Below are 15934 nucleotides of genomic sequence, written 5' to 3'. Positions count from 1 at the left end.
GGGCCGCCGTTGTGATTCAGTGGTCAGGAGAAACCGATTTGCGGATCGAGCCGAGGCCCATCGATCGCCAGATGAAGAAAACAGCCGGATAGACGATCAACTCGCCGACGAAAGAGGTGACGACGCCGCCGATCATGGGCGCGGCGATACGACGCATGACATCCGCGCCGCTTCCCGTCGCCCAGAGAATCGGTACCAGAGAGAAGAGCGTCGCAGCGACGGTCATCATCTTGGGGCGGATGCGCTGGACCGCTCCGTGATCGACCGCGGCCACCAGGTCGGCGCGCGTGTTCATCTCCCCGCGGGCCTTCCATCGCTCCCACGCGATGTCCAGGTAGAGCAGCATCACCACGCCGGTTTCCGCGTCGAGACCCGCCAGTGCGATCATGCCGACCCAGACGGCGATCGACCAGTTGTAGCCCAGGAAGTAGAGCAGCCACACCGCACCGACGATGGAGAACGGCACTGCGAGCAAAACGATGCCGGTCTTGATCAACGAGTTGGTGTTGAAGTAGAGAATGATGAAGATCAGGAGGAGCGTGATGGGGACGATGACGACCAGGCGCTTTTTGGCCCGCTCCATGTATTCGTATTGTCCCGACCAGAAGATCGTGTAGCCGGTAGGCAGATCGACGTTTTCCTCGACCGCCTGCTTGGCCCGCTGCACCCACGTTCCGACATCGATCCCGCGAAGATCCACGTAGACCCAGGCGTTGGGGCGAGCGTTCTCCGACTTGATGCTGGGGGGACCTTGCCGAACCCAGATGGTGGCGAGTTGTGAGATCGGCACCTGCGCCCCGGTGGGAGTCGCGACCAGGATCTCCCGCAGGTTGGTCAGATCGTTTCGCAGTTCCCGGGGATAGCGCACGTTGATCGGGTAGCGCTCGAGTCCCTCGATCGTCCAGGCCACGTTCATACCGCCGACGGCGGAGCGAATCACGTCCTGGATGTCACCGACGGTCAGGCCGAAGCGGGCGGCGGCTTCGCGGTCGATGTCGAAGTCGATGTAGCTGCCTCCCATGACCCGTTCGGCATAAGCGGAAAGGGTGCCCGGAAGATCCTGCACCGCAGCCTCCACCTGCTGGCCGATCTTCTCGAGTGTCAGGAGGTCGGGGCCGGCGATCTTGATACCGATCGGCGTTTTGATGCCGGTGGACAGCATGTCGATGCGGGTCTTGATCGGCATCGTCCAAGCGTTGGTCAGCCCTGGAAACTGGATCGCTCGATCCATCTCCTCGACGAGCTTCTCCTTCGTCATGCCCGGCCGCCATTCCGACCGGGGTTTGAGGCGGATCGTCGTCTCGATCATCGACAGGGGGGCCGGGTCGGTCGCGGTTTCAGCGCGGCCGATCTTGCCCAGCACCGAATCGACTTCCGGAAAAGTGCGAATGATGCGGTCCGTTTGCTGGAGGATTTCCTTGGCCTTGGTGATCGACAGCCCGGGGAAAGTCGTGGGCATGTAGAGCAGGTCGCCCTCCCACAGGGGAGGCATGAACTCGGATCCCATGCGTTGCATCGGGTACCAGACGGAGCCGACCGCCAGGACGGCGAGAAAGACCACCAGCCAGCGGAACTTGAGTGCCAGGTTGAGGGCCGGCGTGTAGATGAACCGCAGAACACGGGAAACCGGGTGCCGTTCCTCGCTGAAGATCTTGCCGCGGACGAACCAGTACATGAGGATGGGAATGATGGTGATGGCGACGATGGAGGACATCGCCATGGCGTAGGTCTTGGTGAAGGCCAGGGGCTTGAAGAGGCGTCCTTCCTGGGCTTGCAGGGTGAAGACCGGCAGGAAGGAGACCGTGATCACCAGCAGCGAGAAGAAGAGGGTCGGTCCCACCTCCTGGGCGGAGCGGAGGATGATCTCGAAATGGCTGCGTTTACCCCGCCATTCCTCGTAGTGCTTGTGAGCGTTCTCGACCATGATGATCGAGGCGTCCACGAGAACTCCGATGGAAATCGCGATGCCTCCGAGGGACATGATATTGGCGCCGAGGCCTTGCAGGCGCATGACGATGAACGCCAGCAGCAAAGAGATCGGAATCGATATGATGGCGACGAATGCCGACCGGATGTGAAAGAGAAAGAGAATGCACACGAGTGCGACGATGATGGATTCTTCGATGAGCGTGGATGTCAAAGTTTTCAGCGAGTGGTGGATCAGCCCGGTGCGATCGTAGGCTACGGAAATTTCCACGCCCTCGGGGAGACCTTGCTTGAGTTCCGCCAGCCGCTCTTTGACACGGTCGATCGTCGAGAGCGTGTCGGCTCCGCTGCGGACGATAATGATACCGCCGACGGTCTCTCCCTCGCCGTTCCATTCGGCCAGCCCACGGCGGATTTCCGGCCCGATCGTCACGTGGGCCAGATCGCGCAGCAGGATCGGTGTCCCTCCCGGGCCGACACCCAGGGGGATGCGTTCGAGATCGCGGATTCCCTGGATGTATCCCAGGCCGCGCACCATGTATTCGCGTTCGGCGATCTCGATCAGACGTCCCCCCACGTCGTTGTTCGAGCGCTTGATGGCTTGGATCACTTTCTGCAGGCGAATGTCATATGCGCGCAGTTTGACGGGATCGATCTCGACCTGGTACTGGCGTACGAAGCCGCCGATGGAGGCCACCTCGGAAACACCTTCCACGGACATCAGCCCATATTTCAAGTACCAGTCCTGCATACTGCGCAGGTCGGCCAGGGAGTGCTGGTCGGAATTGAGGACGTACATGAAGGCCCAGCCGACGCCGGTGGCGTCGGGGCCGAGCTCGGGCGTCACTCCCGCCGGTAACTGGCTGGACAGTCCGGAAAGGTACTCGAGAACCCGCGAGCGCGCCCAGTAGAGGTCGGTACCGTCCTCGAAGATCACGTAGACGAAGCTGAAACCGAAGAACGAGTAGCCACGCACGACTTTGGCGTAGGGCACTGCGAGCATCTTCGAGGTCAGTGGGTAGGTGATCTGGTCCTCGACCACTTGGGGGGCTTGTCCCGGGTACTGGGTGTAGATAATGACCTGCACGTCGGAGAGGTCGGGAATCGCATCGAGGCGGATCGAGTTGATGGCCCAGAATCCGGCGACGATGGCAAAGATCACCGCGACGACGACGAAAAACTGGTTGCGCAGTGACCATTCGATGATTTTGTTGAGCATGACCGCCTCACTTTCCCGACTTGCGTGCGGCAATAAGCTTCTGAATCGCCTCCTGGAGACTGGATTCGGAATCGATCAGGAACTGCGAAGAGGTCACGATCCGGTCCATGTCGGTCAGGCCCGAGACCACCTGGACCCAGCCTTCACCCTCGGCGCCGAGTTCGACTTCACGGGGAGCGAAACGGCCCTCGCCGAGGGAGACCACGATGATGTTGCGGGTTCCGGTGCGGATCACGGCGTGCGACGGGACGGCGATGGCGTTGCGGGCCACGATGGGCTGGAAGTGTACCGTGGCGTACATGCCGACACGCAGCTTGGAGGCGATATTGGGCACCTGGAGCGTCAGGGTGACCGTGCGGGTGCGCTCGGTGACGGAGGGTTCGATGAAGCGCACCTTTCCCTCGAACTGCTCGCCGGGGAAATAGTTCAAAACGATCGAAGCGCGCTGGTCGATGTCGATCCAGGGGAGCTGGCTCTCGAAGACCTCCACGTTCAGCCACAGGGAGGTGAGGTCGGCGATATGCATCAATTCCATGCCCGGTCGAATGGCCATGCCTTCGAGTCCGGGCATGCGGCGCATGACGATGCCGCCGGCCGGGGCGACGACCTTGAGGGTTCTGAAGACCTTGCCGGTCTGCTCCAGCTCGGCGATCTGTGCGGGGGTGATGTCCCACAAGCGCAGGCGTCGGCGGGCGGCTTCTACCAGGGCCCGGGCGCGGGCCGCCGCCGTGGCCGAGGTGCGCTTCATGCGCCGGGCGTAGTCGAGAGCCGAGAGAAGCTCTTCCTCGGTCTGCACGAGCTCGGGGGAATAGACCTCGAAGAGGGGCTCGCCCTTCTTGACCTCCTGGCCGATGTAGTTGACCCAGGTGCGCTCGACGAAGCCCTCGTACTTGGTCGTGACCGAGACCATATTCTCCTGGTCGTAGTCCAGGTAGCCGACCGTGCGAATCGGACGGCGGAGATCGCGGCGCCGGACGGGTTCGATGATGACGTTCATGTTCTGCTGCACCGAGGGGTCGATGTGGACGGTGGCGCCATCTCCGCCGGCCTGGTCGACTTCGTCCTCGTAGACCGGAACGTAGTCCATGCCCATCGAGTCCTTCGCGGGAACCGGCGAGGTGATCGTGGGATCCATCGGGTTGCGGTAGAAGAGGATCTTGCGTTCACCGGAACCGGGTGCGGCCCCGCCGGCCGACGGGTTCCCTTGCCTGAGGGGAACCAGGTCCATGCTGCAGATGGGGCAAGTTCCCGGTTCGTCCTGGATGACGTTGGGATGCATGCCGCAGGTCCAGAGCTGCCCATCGCCGGCTTCGCCGGCGTGAGCGTGGTCGGTGGAGGCGCCGGTCAAGGACTTGCCGAGAGGAGTGAAGAAAAGAGCCCCGGCAAGCGACGCTCCGATGACGACTCCCGTGATCAGGCCGATCCACGGCCCCCTCGAGCGCTTGGGTGAAGTCTCGTTGATCATGCTTGATCCCCTTCATCGGCGATCGCCAGCGGGCCGGCGATGGCCTCCTCGATATCGATGAGCAGGAGCTGCAGCTGCATTACGGCACGCTTGGTGCCGAGTCGGACTTCGAGCAGGATGCGTTCGGCGTCCAGCAGGTCGAGAACGTCCGCATGTCCGGTTTCGTAGCCGAAGCGGGCGCTGGCCAGGGACTCCTCGGCCTGAGGCAACAGCACCTGTCCGAGGAGATGCCATTGGGCCAGCAGTGGCGGGTGTTCGGCCAGGCGCGCATGGAGTCGACGCTCGATATCGAGGACCGTCGATGCCAGGTCCGCGGTAGCCGCCGTCCGTGCTTCGAGGGCCTCTCGCACGCCGGCATCGAGGCGTCGCTTGCGAATCGGCAGATTGATCGTCGCCGCGACGCCGAGAATGTCCTCGCCGCTGTCGGCGGGGGGCGCGATTCTCCCGGCCCAGTCCTGGCGTCGGTCGACGACCGTGTAGGTCATGCCGACGGAGAAATCAGGCCGGTAGTCCTTACGGGCCAGGGCCACGCGATGCTCGGTGCTGTTGATGGTTTCCCGGCCGGCTAGAACCGCCGGATGACGGGCGACGGCCAGGGCGCGAAGCTGCTCGGGGGAGGGCAACTTCTCGTGCGGATGCGCCAGTCGCAGAGGCGGCAGTTCTTCGCTCCCCGGACGATCCCGCAGGGCGTTGACCTCGGTGACGAGAGCTGCGCGCTGTCGGTCGAGCTCGAGCAGACGCGTACGGTCCCGGGTGATTTCCGCCTGAAGCTTGATCGGCGACTGGGCGGGGCCCCTACCGGTCGCATAGCGGGAGCGGGCCAGGTGCTCGAACTCTTCGAGGGTGTTCAGGTCTTCAGTGACGATGCGCTTGGAGACATCGATGAAGGCGATGCGGGTGAGCAGTCGCCGCGCCTGGGTGATCTTCTGCAGCGCGATCTCGTCGACCCGGGCCCGGGCAGAGGCCGCCAGGGCCCGCTGGACGTCCTCCCGCAGGGAAAGCTTGCCCTTCCAGGGGATCCGCTGGCCGAGGGTTGCGCTGATGCGTTGGGGTCCGGTACGGGTTTCGGGGGGCAACAGGAAAGCCGCCAGGCCCAGCGTGGGATCCGGTAGCGTGCCCGCCTGCGGGCCGCGCTCGGCCAGGGCGGCGGCCTGGGCGCGGGCCCGGGCGATGGCCGGGTTGTCACTGTAAATCTGTTGTAAGAGAGCGTTTTCCGCGGCGCTGGGAGCCGAGTCGATCAGCTCCTGCACCGCCCCTGCGGCGACTTCGGCGCGGGCGGGGAACCATGGCCGGGGGAGCACCAGCGCAAGCAGGAGCAGCAGCCTGGCGGTGAAGCGTGGGTCTGCGAAAGACATGTTGATCTCCTGGAACGAGACGAGTCACGCGTATTGCGAAATGCAATCGATCCGGTCGCTGCATCAGCGAACGGCGATGGCGACTTGTCCGAATATCTCAGGAGAGAAAGCTGCAGAGCCGCAAATAGGCGGGTGGGTCGTAGGAGGCCGGTGGCAGGTCCCGTTCACCGTTGGCGCAAAAGGCCGGCAACGACGGGCTGGAAGCCCGTGGGGCGCTTTCGAGGGCGAGGCCGAGTTCGGTGCCGGAAGACGGTGCCGGGAGGGTTCCGGGTTCGGCGTCCAGCGAGCGGGGGAGTCTTCCCTGGCTCAGGCCACAGGGGCAACAGCAGGGTTGAGGTTGCGCGTCGATCCCTGAAGTGGATTTGTCGTTGGCGTCGATCCTGCCGCAGCAGCCCGGCGGGCAAGCGTCGCGCGTGCAGTCGAACAGTGTTCCCGCCAAGGTCATCGGGGCGACGCTCGCCGCGATCAGCAGGATGATGAGCCAACGTTTCATGCTTGGGAGTATGCGACCATGCCGCCGGGGGAGCAAGGCCCGGCACGGGGGGGCAAGGCGCGGCACTCCGCGCCGACGCGCGCCCCGGTTGCGACTGCAGCGTTGTGTGAACCCACGGGTTCGAGGGTCGCACCAGGCAACACGGAATCGGTGCGGCGCGATGCGCGTCGTGTCCAGGGGCCTCGGGGTCCCGGGCGTCGTTCCGCCGTTTCGCTTCGAGACAGCCGGAAGGGGGCATGGCTGCGCCGCCACCGGCCCGGTGCCCCAGGTTCGGGCCGGGGGCTGCGCTGGAGGCGGAACCGTTCGTAGCTCCGGGCCCCGTTGCTCTGCCGCGGCTCTCTGGGGTATCCTGTCGAACGTTCGTTCGGTTCGTGATCCAGCCACCTTCCCCGGGTTTTCCGGGACCCGCGCAACTTCGCGCCATGCGAGCAAGCCATGCGAGTGGATGACTTCGTCTATCACCGTCCAGATTCGATAGCCCAGGCGGTCGCCTTGCTTCGGGAATTGGGGCCGGGGGTGCATTTCGTCGCCGGCGGCACCGACCTGCTGCCCGACCTCAAGCGCGGCCGGGAAACGGCCCGTCACCTGGTCGCCCTGGGCGGGCTGGCCGATCTGCGGGGCATCCGCCGGGAGGAAGACGGCTGCCTGCGCATCGGGGCCCTGTGCACCCTGGCCGAGGTGGCCACGTCACCGCTGGTGCGGGAGTTCTTCCCGGCCCTGGCCGAGGCGACCGGTATGCTGGGCGCCGTGCAGATCCGCAACCAGGGCACCCTGGGAGGCAACTTCTGCCGGGCGGTTCCCTGCGCGGACACACCACCGATCTGTGTCGCCGCCGGAGCGGAGGTCCTGCTCTCGGACGGCGAGAACGAGCGTCGCGTACCGGCGACCGAGTTCTTCGTCGGGCCGCGGAAGACCTGTCGTCGGCCCGACGAAGTGATGCTGGCGCTGGCGATTCCTCCTCAACCGCCCGGTGCGGGAGCCTGCTACCAACGTTTCACCCTGCGCGGCGGCCTGGCCCTGGCTGTGGCCTCGGTGGCCGCGCGGGTGGTGCTGGCCGGGGGCCGCGTCGAGAGCGCCGACGTGGTGCTCGGGGCGGTGGCGCCGGTTCCCCTGATCGTTCGAGACTGTTCCGGGGTGCTGGCGGGCCAGGCCCTCGACGAGGGGTTGCTCGAGCAGGCCGGCCGGGTGGCCGCCGAGGCGGCTGAACCGATCTCGGATATTCGAGGCAGCGTGGAGTACCGCCGTGAGATCGTCGCTGTTCTGACCCGACGCGCCCTGGCGGAAGCGGCCGCGCGGGCCGAGGGCCGCGGTCGCTACCGCTGGGAGGGGCTGCGATGAGCGGCAACGAGATCCTGATTCGCCTCAACGTCAACGGCACCTCCCACACCCTGGGAGTCAAGCCCAGCACCACCCTCCTGCAAGCCCTGCGCAACCATCTCGACCTGACCGGCACGAAGAAGGGTTGCGAGATGGGCGACTGCGGGGCGTGCACGGTTCTGCTCGATGGCAAGCCGGTCAACTCCTGTCTCGTGCTGGCGGTGCAGGCCGACGGGCGGGAGGTGACCACCGTGGAGGGACTCGCCCGGGGGAGCGAGTTGCACCCCTTGCAGAAGTCCTTCGTCAAGCACGGGGCCCTGCAATGCGGGTATTGCACTCCAGGCATGTTGATGTCCGCCGCCGCGCTTTTGGACCGCACGCCGGACCCCGGCGAGGGCGAGATCAAGGAGGCCCTGGGGGGCAACATCTGCCGCTGCGGTACCTACCCAAGACTGATCCGGGCGATCCAGGGCTGGAAAGAGCAGGAGGGCGCGCCCCTCGATACCCGCCCACCCCGGGACGACGAGCGGGAGCAGAAGCGGGACCTGGCCGTGGTCAGCCACGGCGTGACCCGCTACGACGGCCCCGACAAGGTCTGCGGCCGGGCCAAGTACACGGCGGACCTCAAGCTGCCGGGCATGATCTACGGCAAGATCCTCACCAGCCCCATCGCCCACGGCCTGATCAAGCGCATCGACACCTCCAGGGCCAGGGCCCTTCCCGGAGTGCTGGCCGTGATCACCGGGCAGGACGTCCCCGATACCTGGTACGGCGTCAGTCCCGCCCGTTACGACGAGCAGATCCTGGCCAAGGAACGGGTGCGCTACGTAGGCGACGAGGTCGCGGCGGTGGCGGCCGTCGACGAGGCGACGGCCATCGAGGCCCTGGGGCTGATCGACGTGGAGTACGAAGAACTGCCGGCGGTGTTCGATCCCTTCGAGGCCATGAAGCCCGGCGCTCCCCTGGTCCACCCGGAAAAGGAGCGCTACGCGAACAACATCAACACGCGGGTCGAATGGGATTTCGGTGATGTGGACAAGGCCTTCGCCGAGGCGGATCACGTGCGCCGCCAGCGCTTCGTGGGCAACCGCACCTACCAGAGCCCGATGGAGCCCCATGCCGCCCTGGCTCGCTGGGAACACCATGGCGACAAGGTCACCTTGTGGAGCGCGACACAGGTACCCCACTACGTGCACCAGATGGTCTCGCGCACCCTCGGCATTCCCATGGGGCAGATCCGCGTGATTCGTCCGGCCATCGGAGGCGGCTTCGGCGGCAAGGCGGAAACCACGCCCCTCGACCTGTGCGCCGTGATTCTGGCCAGGATCACGGGTCGTCCGGTGATGATGGAGTACTCCCGCGAAGAGATGTACCTCCACTTTCGTGGTCGTCACAAGCAGTACATGGACTTGGAGATCGCCGTCAAAAAGGACGGAACGATCCTGGGCGTCAAGTCCGACATCGTTCTCGATGGAGGGGCTTACACTTCCTTCGGTGTGATCACCGCCTACTACGCCGGCTCGATGGTGCCCACGCTCTACAAGATCCCCAACTACCGTTACAGCGGGGTTCGGGTCTACACCAACCTGCCGGCTTCGGGGGCTTTCCGCGGCCATGGTGTGCCGCAGCCGCGCTTCGCTTTCGAGTCCCTGCTCGACACCATAGCCGAGGACCTGGGGCTCGATCCCTTCGAGATTCGCCGGCGAAACGCCATGGAGCCCGGTTTCCGCACGTGCAACGCCCTCGACATCTCCTCCTGTGAGTTCAAGGCCACTCTCGACCAGGCCGAGGCGCGCTCCGGGTGGAAAGAGAAGAAGGGCCGCCTGCCCCGGGGCAAGGGAATCGGTGTGGGTTGCGGTGGTTTCGTCTCGGGCGCCGGCTACCCCATCTACCGCTCCGACTTTCCCCACTCCAACGCGGTGATCCGGGTTCACGAGGACGCCACGGGGGTTTCTCTTCACATCGCCGCGGCGGAGATCGGCCAGGGCTCCGATACGGTCCTGACCCAGATCGCCGCCGAGGAGCTGGGAATTCCCTACGACCAGGTGTGGATGGTGGACTGTGACACCGTCCTCGCGCCGCTCGACCTGGGCTCCTACTCGAGCCGGGTGACCCTGATGGCCGGTAACGCGGTCAAGATGGCCGCGGCCCAGGTCAAGCGGCAGCTCTTCCGCGTGGCGGCCGACGAACTGGGCTGCGATCCGGGCAGCCTGACCGCCCGGGACGGCCGCATCTACATCGCCGAGCATCCGGCGGTGGGCATGGACTGGGCCGAGGCCGGCCGCAAGGCCTTCGCCCAGGGCGGCCCGGTGGTGGGTAAGGGGCACTATCGCCCGCCGAAAAACCTCGGAGGCGGCTTCAAGGGAAGTACGGTAGGCACTTCTCCCGCCTACAGCTTCTCGACGGCTGTCTGCGAGGTGACTGTCGACGAAGAGACGGGCTATGTCACCGTGGACCGATTCATCGACTTTTCCGATGCCGGCACGGTAGTCAACCCCGTCACCTTCCACGGCCAGGTGGAGGGGGCGATCATCATGGGACTCGGCGAGACGCTGATGGAAGACACTGTTGTCGGCGAAGGCGGCAAGCTGGTCAATCCCAACCTGCACGACTACCTGGTGCCCACGATCCACGAGACGCCCGAAATCCACTCCGGTGCGGTGGAGAGCTACGAGCCCCGGGGGCCTTTCGGCGCCAAGGAAATCGGGGAGGGGTCCCTGCTGCCGGTGCTGGGTGCGATTGCGAACGCCATCTACGATGCCTGCGGCGTACGCGTCACGGAGTTGCCCATCACACCGGAGAAGATTCTGCAGGCCCTGAAAGAGCTCAGGCAGGAGCAACGATGAAGGGTGATTTTTCGGCAGGTGGATCGATGTCTCATCATCCGAAAGCGCGTCGCGGCGAGAAGTACGAACGCCTGCTCGGTGGGGCCGCGGCCCTGATGGCCCGCCAAGGCTACAGCCAGACGACCATGCGGGACGTGGCCCGCGAGACGGGGTTCAGCCTGGCGGGGATGTACTACTATTTCAAGAGCAAGGAAGACCTGCTCTTCCAGATTCAGCGGCGGACCTTCTCCGAACTGCTGCGCCTCCAGGAAGAGCATCTGGCCCGTGGTGGAGATGCCACAAGCCGTTTGAGACGCCTGATCGATTGTCACCTGGCGTTCTACGTGCAGCACGCCGACGAGCTGAAGGTCTGTACCTACGAGCTGGATTCCCTCTCCGGTGAGAAGTACCAGGAAATCGAGACGCTGCGTCGGCGCTACTTCGCACTGGGCGTGGCCGTCATCGCCGAAGTGATGGGTGTGCGTCCCGGCTCCGTGCGTGAGGCGGCCCCGGTGCGTCATGCCACGCTCTTTCTCTTCGGCATGTTGAACTGGGTCTTCATGTGGTACCGGCCTGGACGGGATTGCGGACCCGAGCAACTGGCCCGGGAAATGACCGATTTCGTTCTCGACGGCTTGCGGGGGCGGCAGTCGTGAACCTCCGGTTGCCGGTAGCCGCCATCACAGCGGCCGGCGCCTCCTCCCGGATGGGGCGGCCCAAGGCCCTGCTGCCCTGGAACGGCAAACCGCTGCTCGAGCACATGATCGCGGCCCTGCGCGGCGCGGGTCTCGAGCGCATCGCGGTGGTCACGGGCGCCGGTCGCCGGCAGATCGAAGCGTCGGCGCTGCGCCTCCGCGTGGATGTGGCGCACAACGCGAACCATGCGGCGGGGCGTTTCTCCTCGGTGCAGGTAGCCGCCCGCTGGGCACGGGGAGAACCCCTGCTGCTCTGGCCGGTGGATTGCCCGGCGGTCGCAGTGAGGACTTTGCGGGCCCTGGTCGAGGAAGCGCGGGAGCGTCCGGATGCCAGCGTCGTGCCGCGCCATGGCGCACGCTGCGGCCATCCGGTGATCCTCCCGGGTAGCGTAGTGGCCGCGATGGCCGGCGCCGAGGCGGAGGGAAACCTCCGGCAGTGGGTGCGAGCGGCACCGGGAGGCCGGGTGACGGTGTCGGTATGGGATCCCGCGGTCCTCGATAATCTCAACACTCCCCTCGACTACCGGTGTTTCCTCGAGACCCGCCCGCCGGCGACGACCGTCGAGACGGAGGTGGATCATGGCTGAGCGCGGATCCTCCCGCGATCCCTTGGTCGCCGCCGGCGACCGGCGGGAGTCCCTCGACCTGGCACCCTACGAAGAATTCCTGCGCCTGGCGCGGGAGGGCTTGCCCGGCGCTCTGGTCACGGTGATCGGTGCGGAGGGATCAGCGCCGCGCGGCATGGGCGCCGCGATGACCGTGCGCGGGGATGGCGGCATCGTGGGCACGGTGGGAGGGGGTAGCCTCGAGCTGTTGCTGGCGGCCCACGCCCGGGAAGCGATCGAAGACGGCCGGCCCCGGCGGCTGCGCTACGATTTCTCCGGAGGACCCGAGCAGAACCTGGAGAAGGCCTGCCTGGGGAAGAGTGAATTCTTCGTGCAGCCCACGCCCTCCCCGCCGCGTTTGTATATCTTTGGTGCCGGCCATATCGGCCTGGCCCTGGCCCCCATGGCAGCGGCGGCCGGCTTTCTGGTGACCCTGGTCGACGATCGGCCCGGCTACCCGCCCCCGGGAGCCGAAGCGCCGGGGGTGCGAACCCTCACCGGAGCCTTCGAGGAGGTCATCGCGGGCCTCGACTTCGACCTGCGGACTTACGCCGTCATCGTGACCTACGGCCATCGCCAGGACGAGGCGGTGTTGCGCGCGTGCCTGCACCGCCCCTGGCGTTACCTGGGCATGATCGGCAGCCGGGCCAAGGTGCGGCAGGTTTTCGATGCGGTGGGAGGGGACCCGGCTTCGCGGAAATCGCTCGGGCGGGTTCACGCGCCGATCGGCCTGGATCTCGGTGGGCGTTCGCCGGGTGAAATCGCCATTTCGATCGCCGCGGAACTCCAGGCCGTGCGTCATGGCCGCAAGGAAGTTCGCGGCATGCGGTCGGTGGATGGACCGGCCTGAGGGCCGGGGAAGGGAACGGGCACCATGGATCTCGAACTCCAGGGGAAGGTGGCGGTGATCACGGGCGCCGGTCGGGGTATCGGCGCGGCGATCGCGGAGGCGCTGGCCCGGGAGGGCGCGCGCCTGGCCCTGGTGGACAGGCCGGGAAACAAGGACCTGGGTCCCCTGGCGGCGCGGTTGGCCCAGGCCGGTGCGACCGCACTCGCCCTCGAGGCCGACGTGGCCGACGCCGACGCCGCTCGCCGCGCCGTGGAGGACACGGTGGAAAGGCTGGGGCGGCTGGACATCCTTGTTTGCAACGCCGGTGTCACCCGCGACAGGGTGAGCTGGAAGATGAGCGAGGAAGACTGGGACCTGGTGCTGGCGGTCAACCTCAAGGGTGCTTTCAATTTTGCCCGGGCGGCCGCCCCGATCCTGCGCGGGCGGGAATCGGGAAAGATCGTCGCCGTCTCGTCGATCAATGGCCTGCGAGGCAAGTTCGGCCAGGCCAATTACGCCGCGTCGAAGGCGGGATTGGTGGGCCTGTGCAAGACCCTGGCCCGCGAATTGGGGCGCCATGGCGTCAACGTCAACGTGGTCGCGCCGGGCATGGTGATGACCGAGATGGCGAAGAACCTGCCGGAGGAAATCCTGCGGCGGGCGCGTGAGGAAAGCCTGCTGGGCCGGTTGGCGGATCCGGAAGACGTGGCCCAGCTCGTCGCCTTTCTCTGCTCGGAGCGTGCTCGACACCTGACGGGCCAGGTGATTCGTGTCGACGGTGGGCAGTACCTCTGATCGGGGATGGCGTGATGGAGAGAGTCGGCATCATCGGCACCGGTCACACCCGCTTCGGGGTGCGAGACGATGCCTCGGTTCAGGAGCTGGCCTTCGAGGCATGGCGCGAGGCCGTCGCTGAGGCCGCCATCGAACCCTCCGTGGTGGAGGCGAGCTGGATCGCGGCCGTCCCCGAGTACCACCAGCAGCGATCGGTGGCCGGCGTCGTACAGGAGTACCTGGGTCTGAACCCTCGGCCGACCTGGTTGACCGAGGCGGCCTGCGCTTCAGGCTCGGCGGCGATCCACAGCGCCTGGACGGCGCTGCGGGCCGGCCTCTACGACGTCGTCGCCGTCATCGGTTGCCAGAAAATGACCGAACTGGAAACGGCGCAGATCCTGGCCCTGATGGGCCGGGTCGGTGATGTGCAGTGGGAGTCGGTGTTCGGCAGCACCTTTCCCGGCTACTACGCCCTGTTCGCCGAGCGGCACATGCAGCTCTACGGTACCACGCGGGAGCAACTCGCCGACGTGGCGATCAAGAACCACCACTACGGCGCGATGAATCCCAAGGCGATGTTCCGCAAGGAGGTCGACCGGGCCAAGGTGCTGGCCTCCCCCCCGGTGGCCGAACCGCTGCGGGTCTTCGACTGTTGCGCGAATGCCGACGGTGCGGCTTGCGTGTTACTGGCCACCGAGTCGGCCACGCATCGCCTGGGGCGCCGGGCCGTATGGCTCGTCGGCGTGGGTGCGGCCACCGCGCCCATGTCGGTGTTGCGCCGCGAAGAGCTGACCTCCCTGCCGTCGGCACGCCGGGCCGCCGGGCAGGCCTACGCCATGGCGGGCGTCGGTCCCGACGCCATCGACGTGGCCCAGGTTCACGACTGCTTCACCATTGCCGAGATTCTGGCCTACGAAGACCTGGGATTCTGCGAACCGGGCCAGGGCGGGCGCTTCGTCGCCGAGCGTCGGAGTTACCGCGGCGGGGGGGTGGCGGTGAACGTCGACGGGGGACTCAAGGCCAAGGGGCATCCGATCGGCGCCACCGGCGTCTCCATGGCTTGCGAGATCGTGCGCCAGTTGCGCGGACAATGCCGCGAGCGGCAGGTGGAGGGCGCGCGGGTGGGCCTGACCCACAACGTGGGCGGTATCGGCCAGTACTGTTTCGTCAACGTGTACAGGGGGGAGTAGAGATGTTCGAGCGCTTCGGCACGGTTGGCTTTACCCGGCACACACGGGTCGGCCCCTTCGTCGAGCGCCTCGAGGCCGGTGAGCTGACCGCTTCGCGTTGCGCCGGTTGCGGCGTGGTGGCCCTGCCGCCGAGGGCCGACTGTCCCGCCTGCCTGGGCGGCGAGTTTACTCTCGAGGCGGTCGATCCCGTAGGACGGCTGGTTTCGTACACGACGATTCACGCCCTTCCCGCGGGTTTCGAGCACGGGGGGCCGTTCACCCTGGCCCTGGTGGAAATGAGCGGTGGTGGAAGGCTGCTCGCGCCGGTCGGCCCGTGTTTCGCGCGCTGTCCTCCGGTCATGGGCGAGAGGGTGCGCATCGTAATTCGGAGTCGAGGCGAAGGAGACGAGCGCCGCATCCTGCTCTTCGTGGAGCGGGCGGAAGGTGCTGACGCGGGGCGCGGGACAGCGACCCGAGGGGAGGAGCGATGAGCGACAAGGCGCTGGTGGATTATTCGGTTCGGGATGACGTGGCCTACCTGGTGCTCGATGCGCCGCCGCTGAACATCCTGACGGCCGCGATGATGAACGAGATCACCGGCTGTCTCGAGAAGGCGCGTGCGGATCGTTCTCTCAAGGCGGTCGCCCTTTCTGCCCGGGGGAAGGCCTTCAGCGCCGGGGCCGACGTGGGCGAACATCGTCCCGAGCAGGCGCCGGAGATGATCGGCGCCTTCAGCCGCATGTTCGAGTGTTTCGGTTCACTGGACCTGCCGGTGGTGATGGGTGTTCACGGCGCGGCCCTGGGCGCGGGCTTCGAGTTGGCGATGATGGCCGACGTCCTGGTGGCCACGAAGTCGGCCACCCTGGGGCAGCCGGAGATACGCCTCGGATTTTTCGCCCCGGTGGGCGTGGCCTGGCTGCCCAAGCTGGTCGGTGTGCAGAAGGCGATCGAGATCACCTGCTCGGGCCGGGCCTACAGCGCGCTCGACATGGAACGCTGGGGCCTGGTCTCGGGAGTCGTCGCCGACGATGATCTCGAAGCGGGGATGGAGTCCAAGCTCAAGGATTTTCGCTGCGCCAGTCCGCTGGTGCTCCGGATGAACGTGCGGCTCGTTCGCCGGCTCGCCGCCGTGCCTTTCGAGCCGGCACGCAGGGAAGCCGAACAGGTTTTCCTCGACGAATTGATGGTCACCGAAGACGTGCGTGAAGGTATCGCTTCGTTCTTCGAAAAGCGCCGCCCCAGGTGGAAGAACCGCTAGGAGT

13 protein-coding genes are annotated in these 15934 nt (G+C 66.2%); 9 read left to right on the top strand and 4 right to left on the bottom strand.

Features of this window, described 5'->3' with window-relative positions:
- Positions 1-16 precede the first annotated feature (16 nt).
- The 4 genes from Q9Q40_09065 to Q9Q40_09050 all read right to left on the bottom strand — a co-directional run bounded on the left by Q9Q40_09065 (position 17) and on the right by Q9Q40_09050 (position 6458).
- Positions 17-3145, bottom strand: a complete 3129-nt coding sequence (locus Q9Q40_09065; protein MDQ7007371.1) for a CusA/CzcA family heavy metal efflux RND transporter — start codon at positions 3143-3145, stop codon at positions 17-19.
- 7 nt (positions 3146-3152) lie between these two features.
- The gene (locus tag Q9Q40_09060; protein ID MDQ7007370.1) at positions 3153-4610 is read right to left on the bottom strand and encodes an efflux RND transporter periplasmic adaptor subunit; all 1458 of its coding nucleotides are present in this window, start codon (positions 4608-4610) and stop codon (positions 3153-3155) included.
- Complete coding sequence (locus Q9Q40_09055) at positions 4607-5965, bottom strand: TolC family protein (protein MDQ7007369.1); 1359 nt, start codon at positions 5963-5965, stop codon at positions 4607-4609. Before Q9Q40_09055 ends, Q9Q40_09060 begins: the two co-directional genes overlap by 4 nt.
- A 97-nt stretch (positions 5966-6062) precedes the next feature.
- On the bottom strand, positions 6063-6458 hold the full coding sequence (locus Q9Q40_09050) for a hypothetical protein (GenBank protein MDQ7007368.1): 396 nt from the start codon (positions 6456-6458) through the stop codon (positions 6063-6065).
- Positions 6459-6893: 435 nt separating this feature from the next.
- On the opposite strand from Q9Q40_09050, the gene Q9Q40_09045 reads away from it, so the two are divergent.
- From Q9Q40_09045 to Q9Q40_09005, 9 genes are read left to right on the top strand one after another with little or no spacing between them, the layout of a single operon-like run.
- On the top strand, positions 6894-7796 hold the full coding sequence (locus tag Q9Q40_09045) for a xanthine dehydrogenase family protein subunit M (GenBank protein MDQ7007367.1): 903 nt from the start codon (positions 6894-6896) through the stop codon (positions 7794-7796).
- The gene (locus Q9Q40_09040) at positions 7793-10621 is read left to right on the top strand and encodes a molybdopterin-dependent oxidoreductase (GenBank protein ID MDQ7007366.1); all 2829 of its coding nucleotides are present in this window, start codon (positions 7793-7795) and stop codon (positions 10619-10621) included. The genes Q9Q40_09045 and Q9Q40_09040 overlap by 4 nt, the downstream gene beginning before the upstream one ends.
- 26 nt (positions 10622-10647) lie before the next feature.
- A complete protein-coding gene (locus Q9Q40_09035; protein ID MDQ7007365.1) occupies positions 10648-11256 on the top strand; it encodes a TetR/AcrR family transcriptional regulator in 609 nt (202 codons plus the stop codon).
- On the top strand, positions 11253-11882 hold the full coding sequence (locus Q9Q40_09030; protein ID MDQ7007364.1) for a nucleotidyltransferase family protein: 630 nt from the start codon (positions 11253-11255) through the stop codon (positions 11880-11882). The genes Q9Q40_09035 and Q9Q40_09030 overlap by 4 nt, the downstream gene beginning before the upstream one ends.
- Positions 11875-12750, top strand: a complete 876-nt coding sequence (locus Q9Q40_09025; protein ID MDQ7007363.1) for an XdhC/CoxI family protein — start codon at positions 11875-11877, stop codon at positions 12748-12750. The genes Q9Q40_09030 and Q9Q40_09025 overlap by 8 nt, the downstream gene beginning before the upstream one ends.
- Before the next feature lie 24 nt (positions 12751-12774).
- Positions 12775-13524, top strand: coding sequence for a 3-oxoacyl-ACP reductase FabG (gene fabG / locus Q9Q40_09020; protein MDQ7007362.1), 750 nt, complete (start codon positions 12775-12777; stop codon positions 13522-13524).
- Between the two features lie 14 nt (positions 13525-13538).
- Positions 13539-14693, top strand: a complete 1155-nt coding sequence (locus tag Q9Q40_09015) for a thiolase domain-containing protein (protein MDQ7007361.1) — start codon at positions 13539-13541, stop codon at positions 14691-14693.
- Between the two features lie 2 nt (positions 14694-14695).
- Positions 14696-15163 carry an OB-fold domain-containing protein gene (locus Q9Q40_09010; GenBank protein ID MDQ7007360.1) on the top strand — a complete coding sequence of 156 codons (468 nt, stop codon included), beginning with the start codon at positions 14696-14698 and terminating at the stop codon, positions 15161-15163.
- Entirely contained in the window at positions 15160-15930 is a 771-nt protein-coding gene (locus tag Q9Q40_09005) for an enoyl-CoA hydratase/isomerase family protein (protein MDQ7007359.1), read from the top strand. Before Q9Q40_09010 ends, Q9Q40_09005 begins: the two co-directional genes overlap by 4 nt.
- Positions 15931-15934 lie beyond the last annotated feature (4 nt).

This window comes from Acidobacteriota bacterium (assembly GCA_030949985.1).
Lineage (GTDB): Bacteria > Acidobacteriota > Polarisedimenticolia > J045 > J045 > JALTMS01.
This window is presented reverse-complemented; position numbering and strand designations above follow the sequence as displayed.

What these genes read in the sequence shown, in the direction of transcription:
- Q9Q40_09060 (MDQ7007370.1), bottom strand. Translation starts at nt 4,610, where the DNA reads ATGATCAACGAGACTTCACCCAAGCGCTCGAGGGGGCCGTGGATCGGC.
- Q9Q40_09010 (MDQ7007360.1), top strand. Translation starts at nt 14,696, where the DNA reads ATGTTCGAGCGCTTCGGCACGGTTGGCTTTACCCGGCACACACGGGTC.
- Q9Q40_09025 (MDQ7007363.1), top strand. Translation starts at nt 11,875, where the DNA reads ATGGCTGAGCGCGGATCCTCCCGCGATCCCTTGGTCGCCGCCGGCGAC.
- Q9Q40_09005 (MDQ7007359.1), top strand. Translation starts at nt 15,160, where the DNA reads ATGAGCGACAAGGCGCTGGTGGATTATTCGGTTCGGGATGACGTGGCC.
- Q9Q40_09015 (MDQ7007361.1), top strand. Translation starts at nt 13,539, where the DNA reads ATGGAGAGAGTCGGCATCATCGGCACCGGTCACACCCGCTTCGGGGTG.
- Q9Q40_09045 (MDQ7007367.1), top strand. Translation starts at nt 6,894, where the DNA reads ATGCGAGTGGATGACTTCGTCTATCACCGTCCAGATTCGATAGCCCAG.
- Q9Q40_09050 (MDQ7007368.1), bottom strand. Translation starts at nt 6,458, where the DNA reads ATGAAACGTTGGCTCATCATCCTGCTGATCGCGGCGAGCGTCGCCCCG.
- fabG (MDQ7007362.1), top strand. Translation starts at nt 12,775, where the DNA reads ATGGATCTCGAACTCCAGGGGAAGGTGGCGGTGATCACGGGCGCCGGT.
- Q9Q40_09040 (MDQ7007366.1), top strand. Translation starts at nt 7,793, where the DNA reads ATGAGCGGCAACGAGATCCTGATTCGCCTCAACGTCAACGGCACCTCC.
- Q9Q40_09035 (MDQ7007365.1), top strand. Translation starts at nt 10,648, where the DNA reads ATGTCTCATCATCCGAAAGCGCGTCGCGGCGAGAAGTACGAACGCCTG.
- Q9Q40_09065 (MDQ7007371.1), bottom strand. Translation starts at nt 3,145, where the DNA reads ATGCTCAACAAAATCATCGAATGGTCACTGCGCAACCAGTTTTTCGTC.
- Q9Q40_09055 (MDQ7007369.1), bottom strand. Translation starts at nt 5,965, where the DNA reads ATGTCTTTCGCAGACCCACGCTTCACCGCCAGGCTGCTGCTCCTGCTT.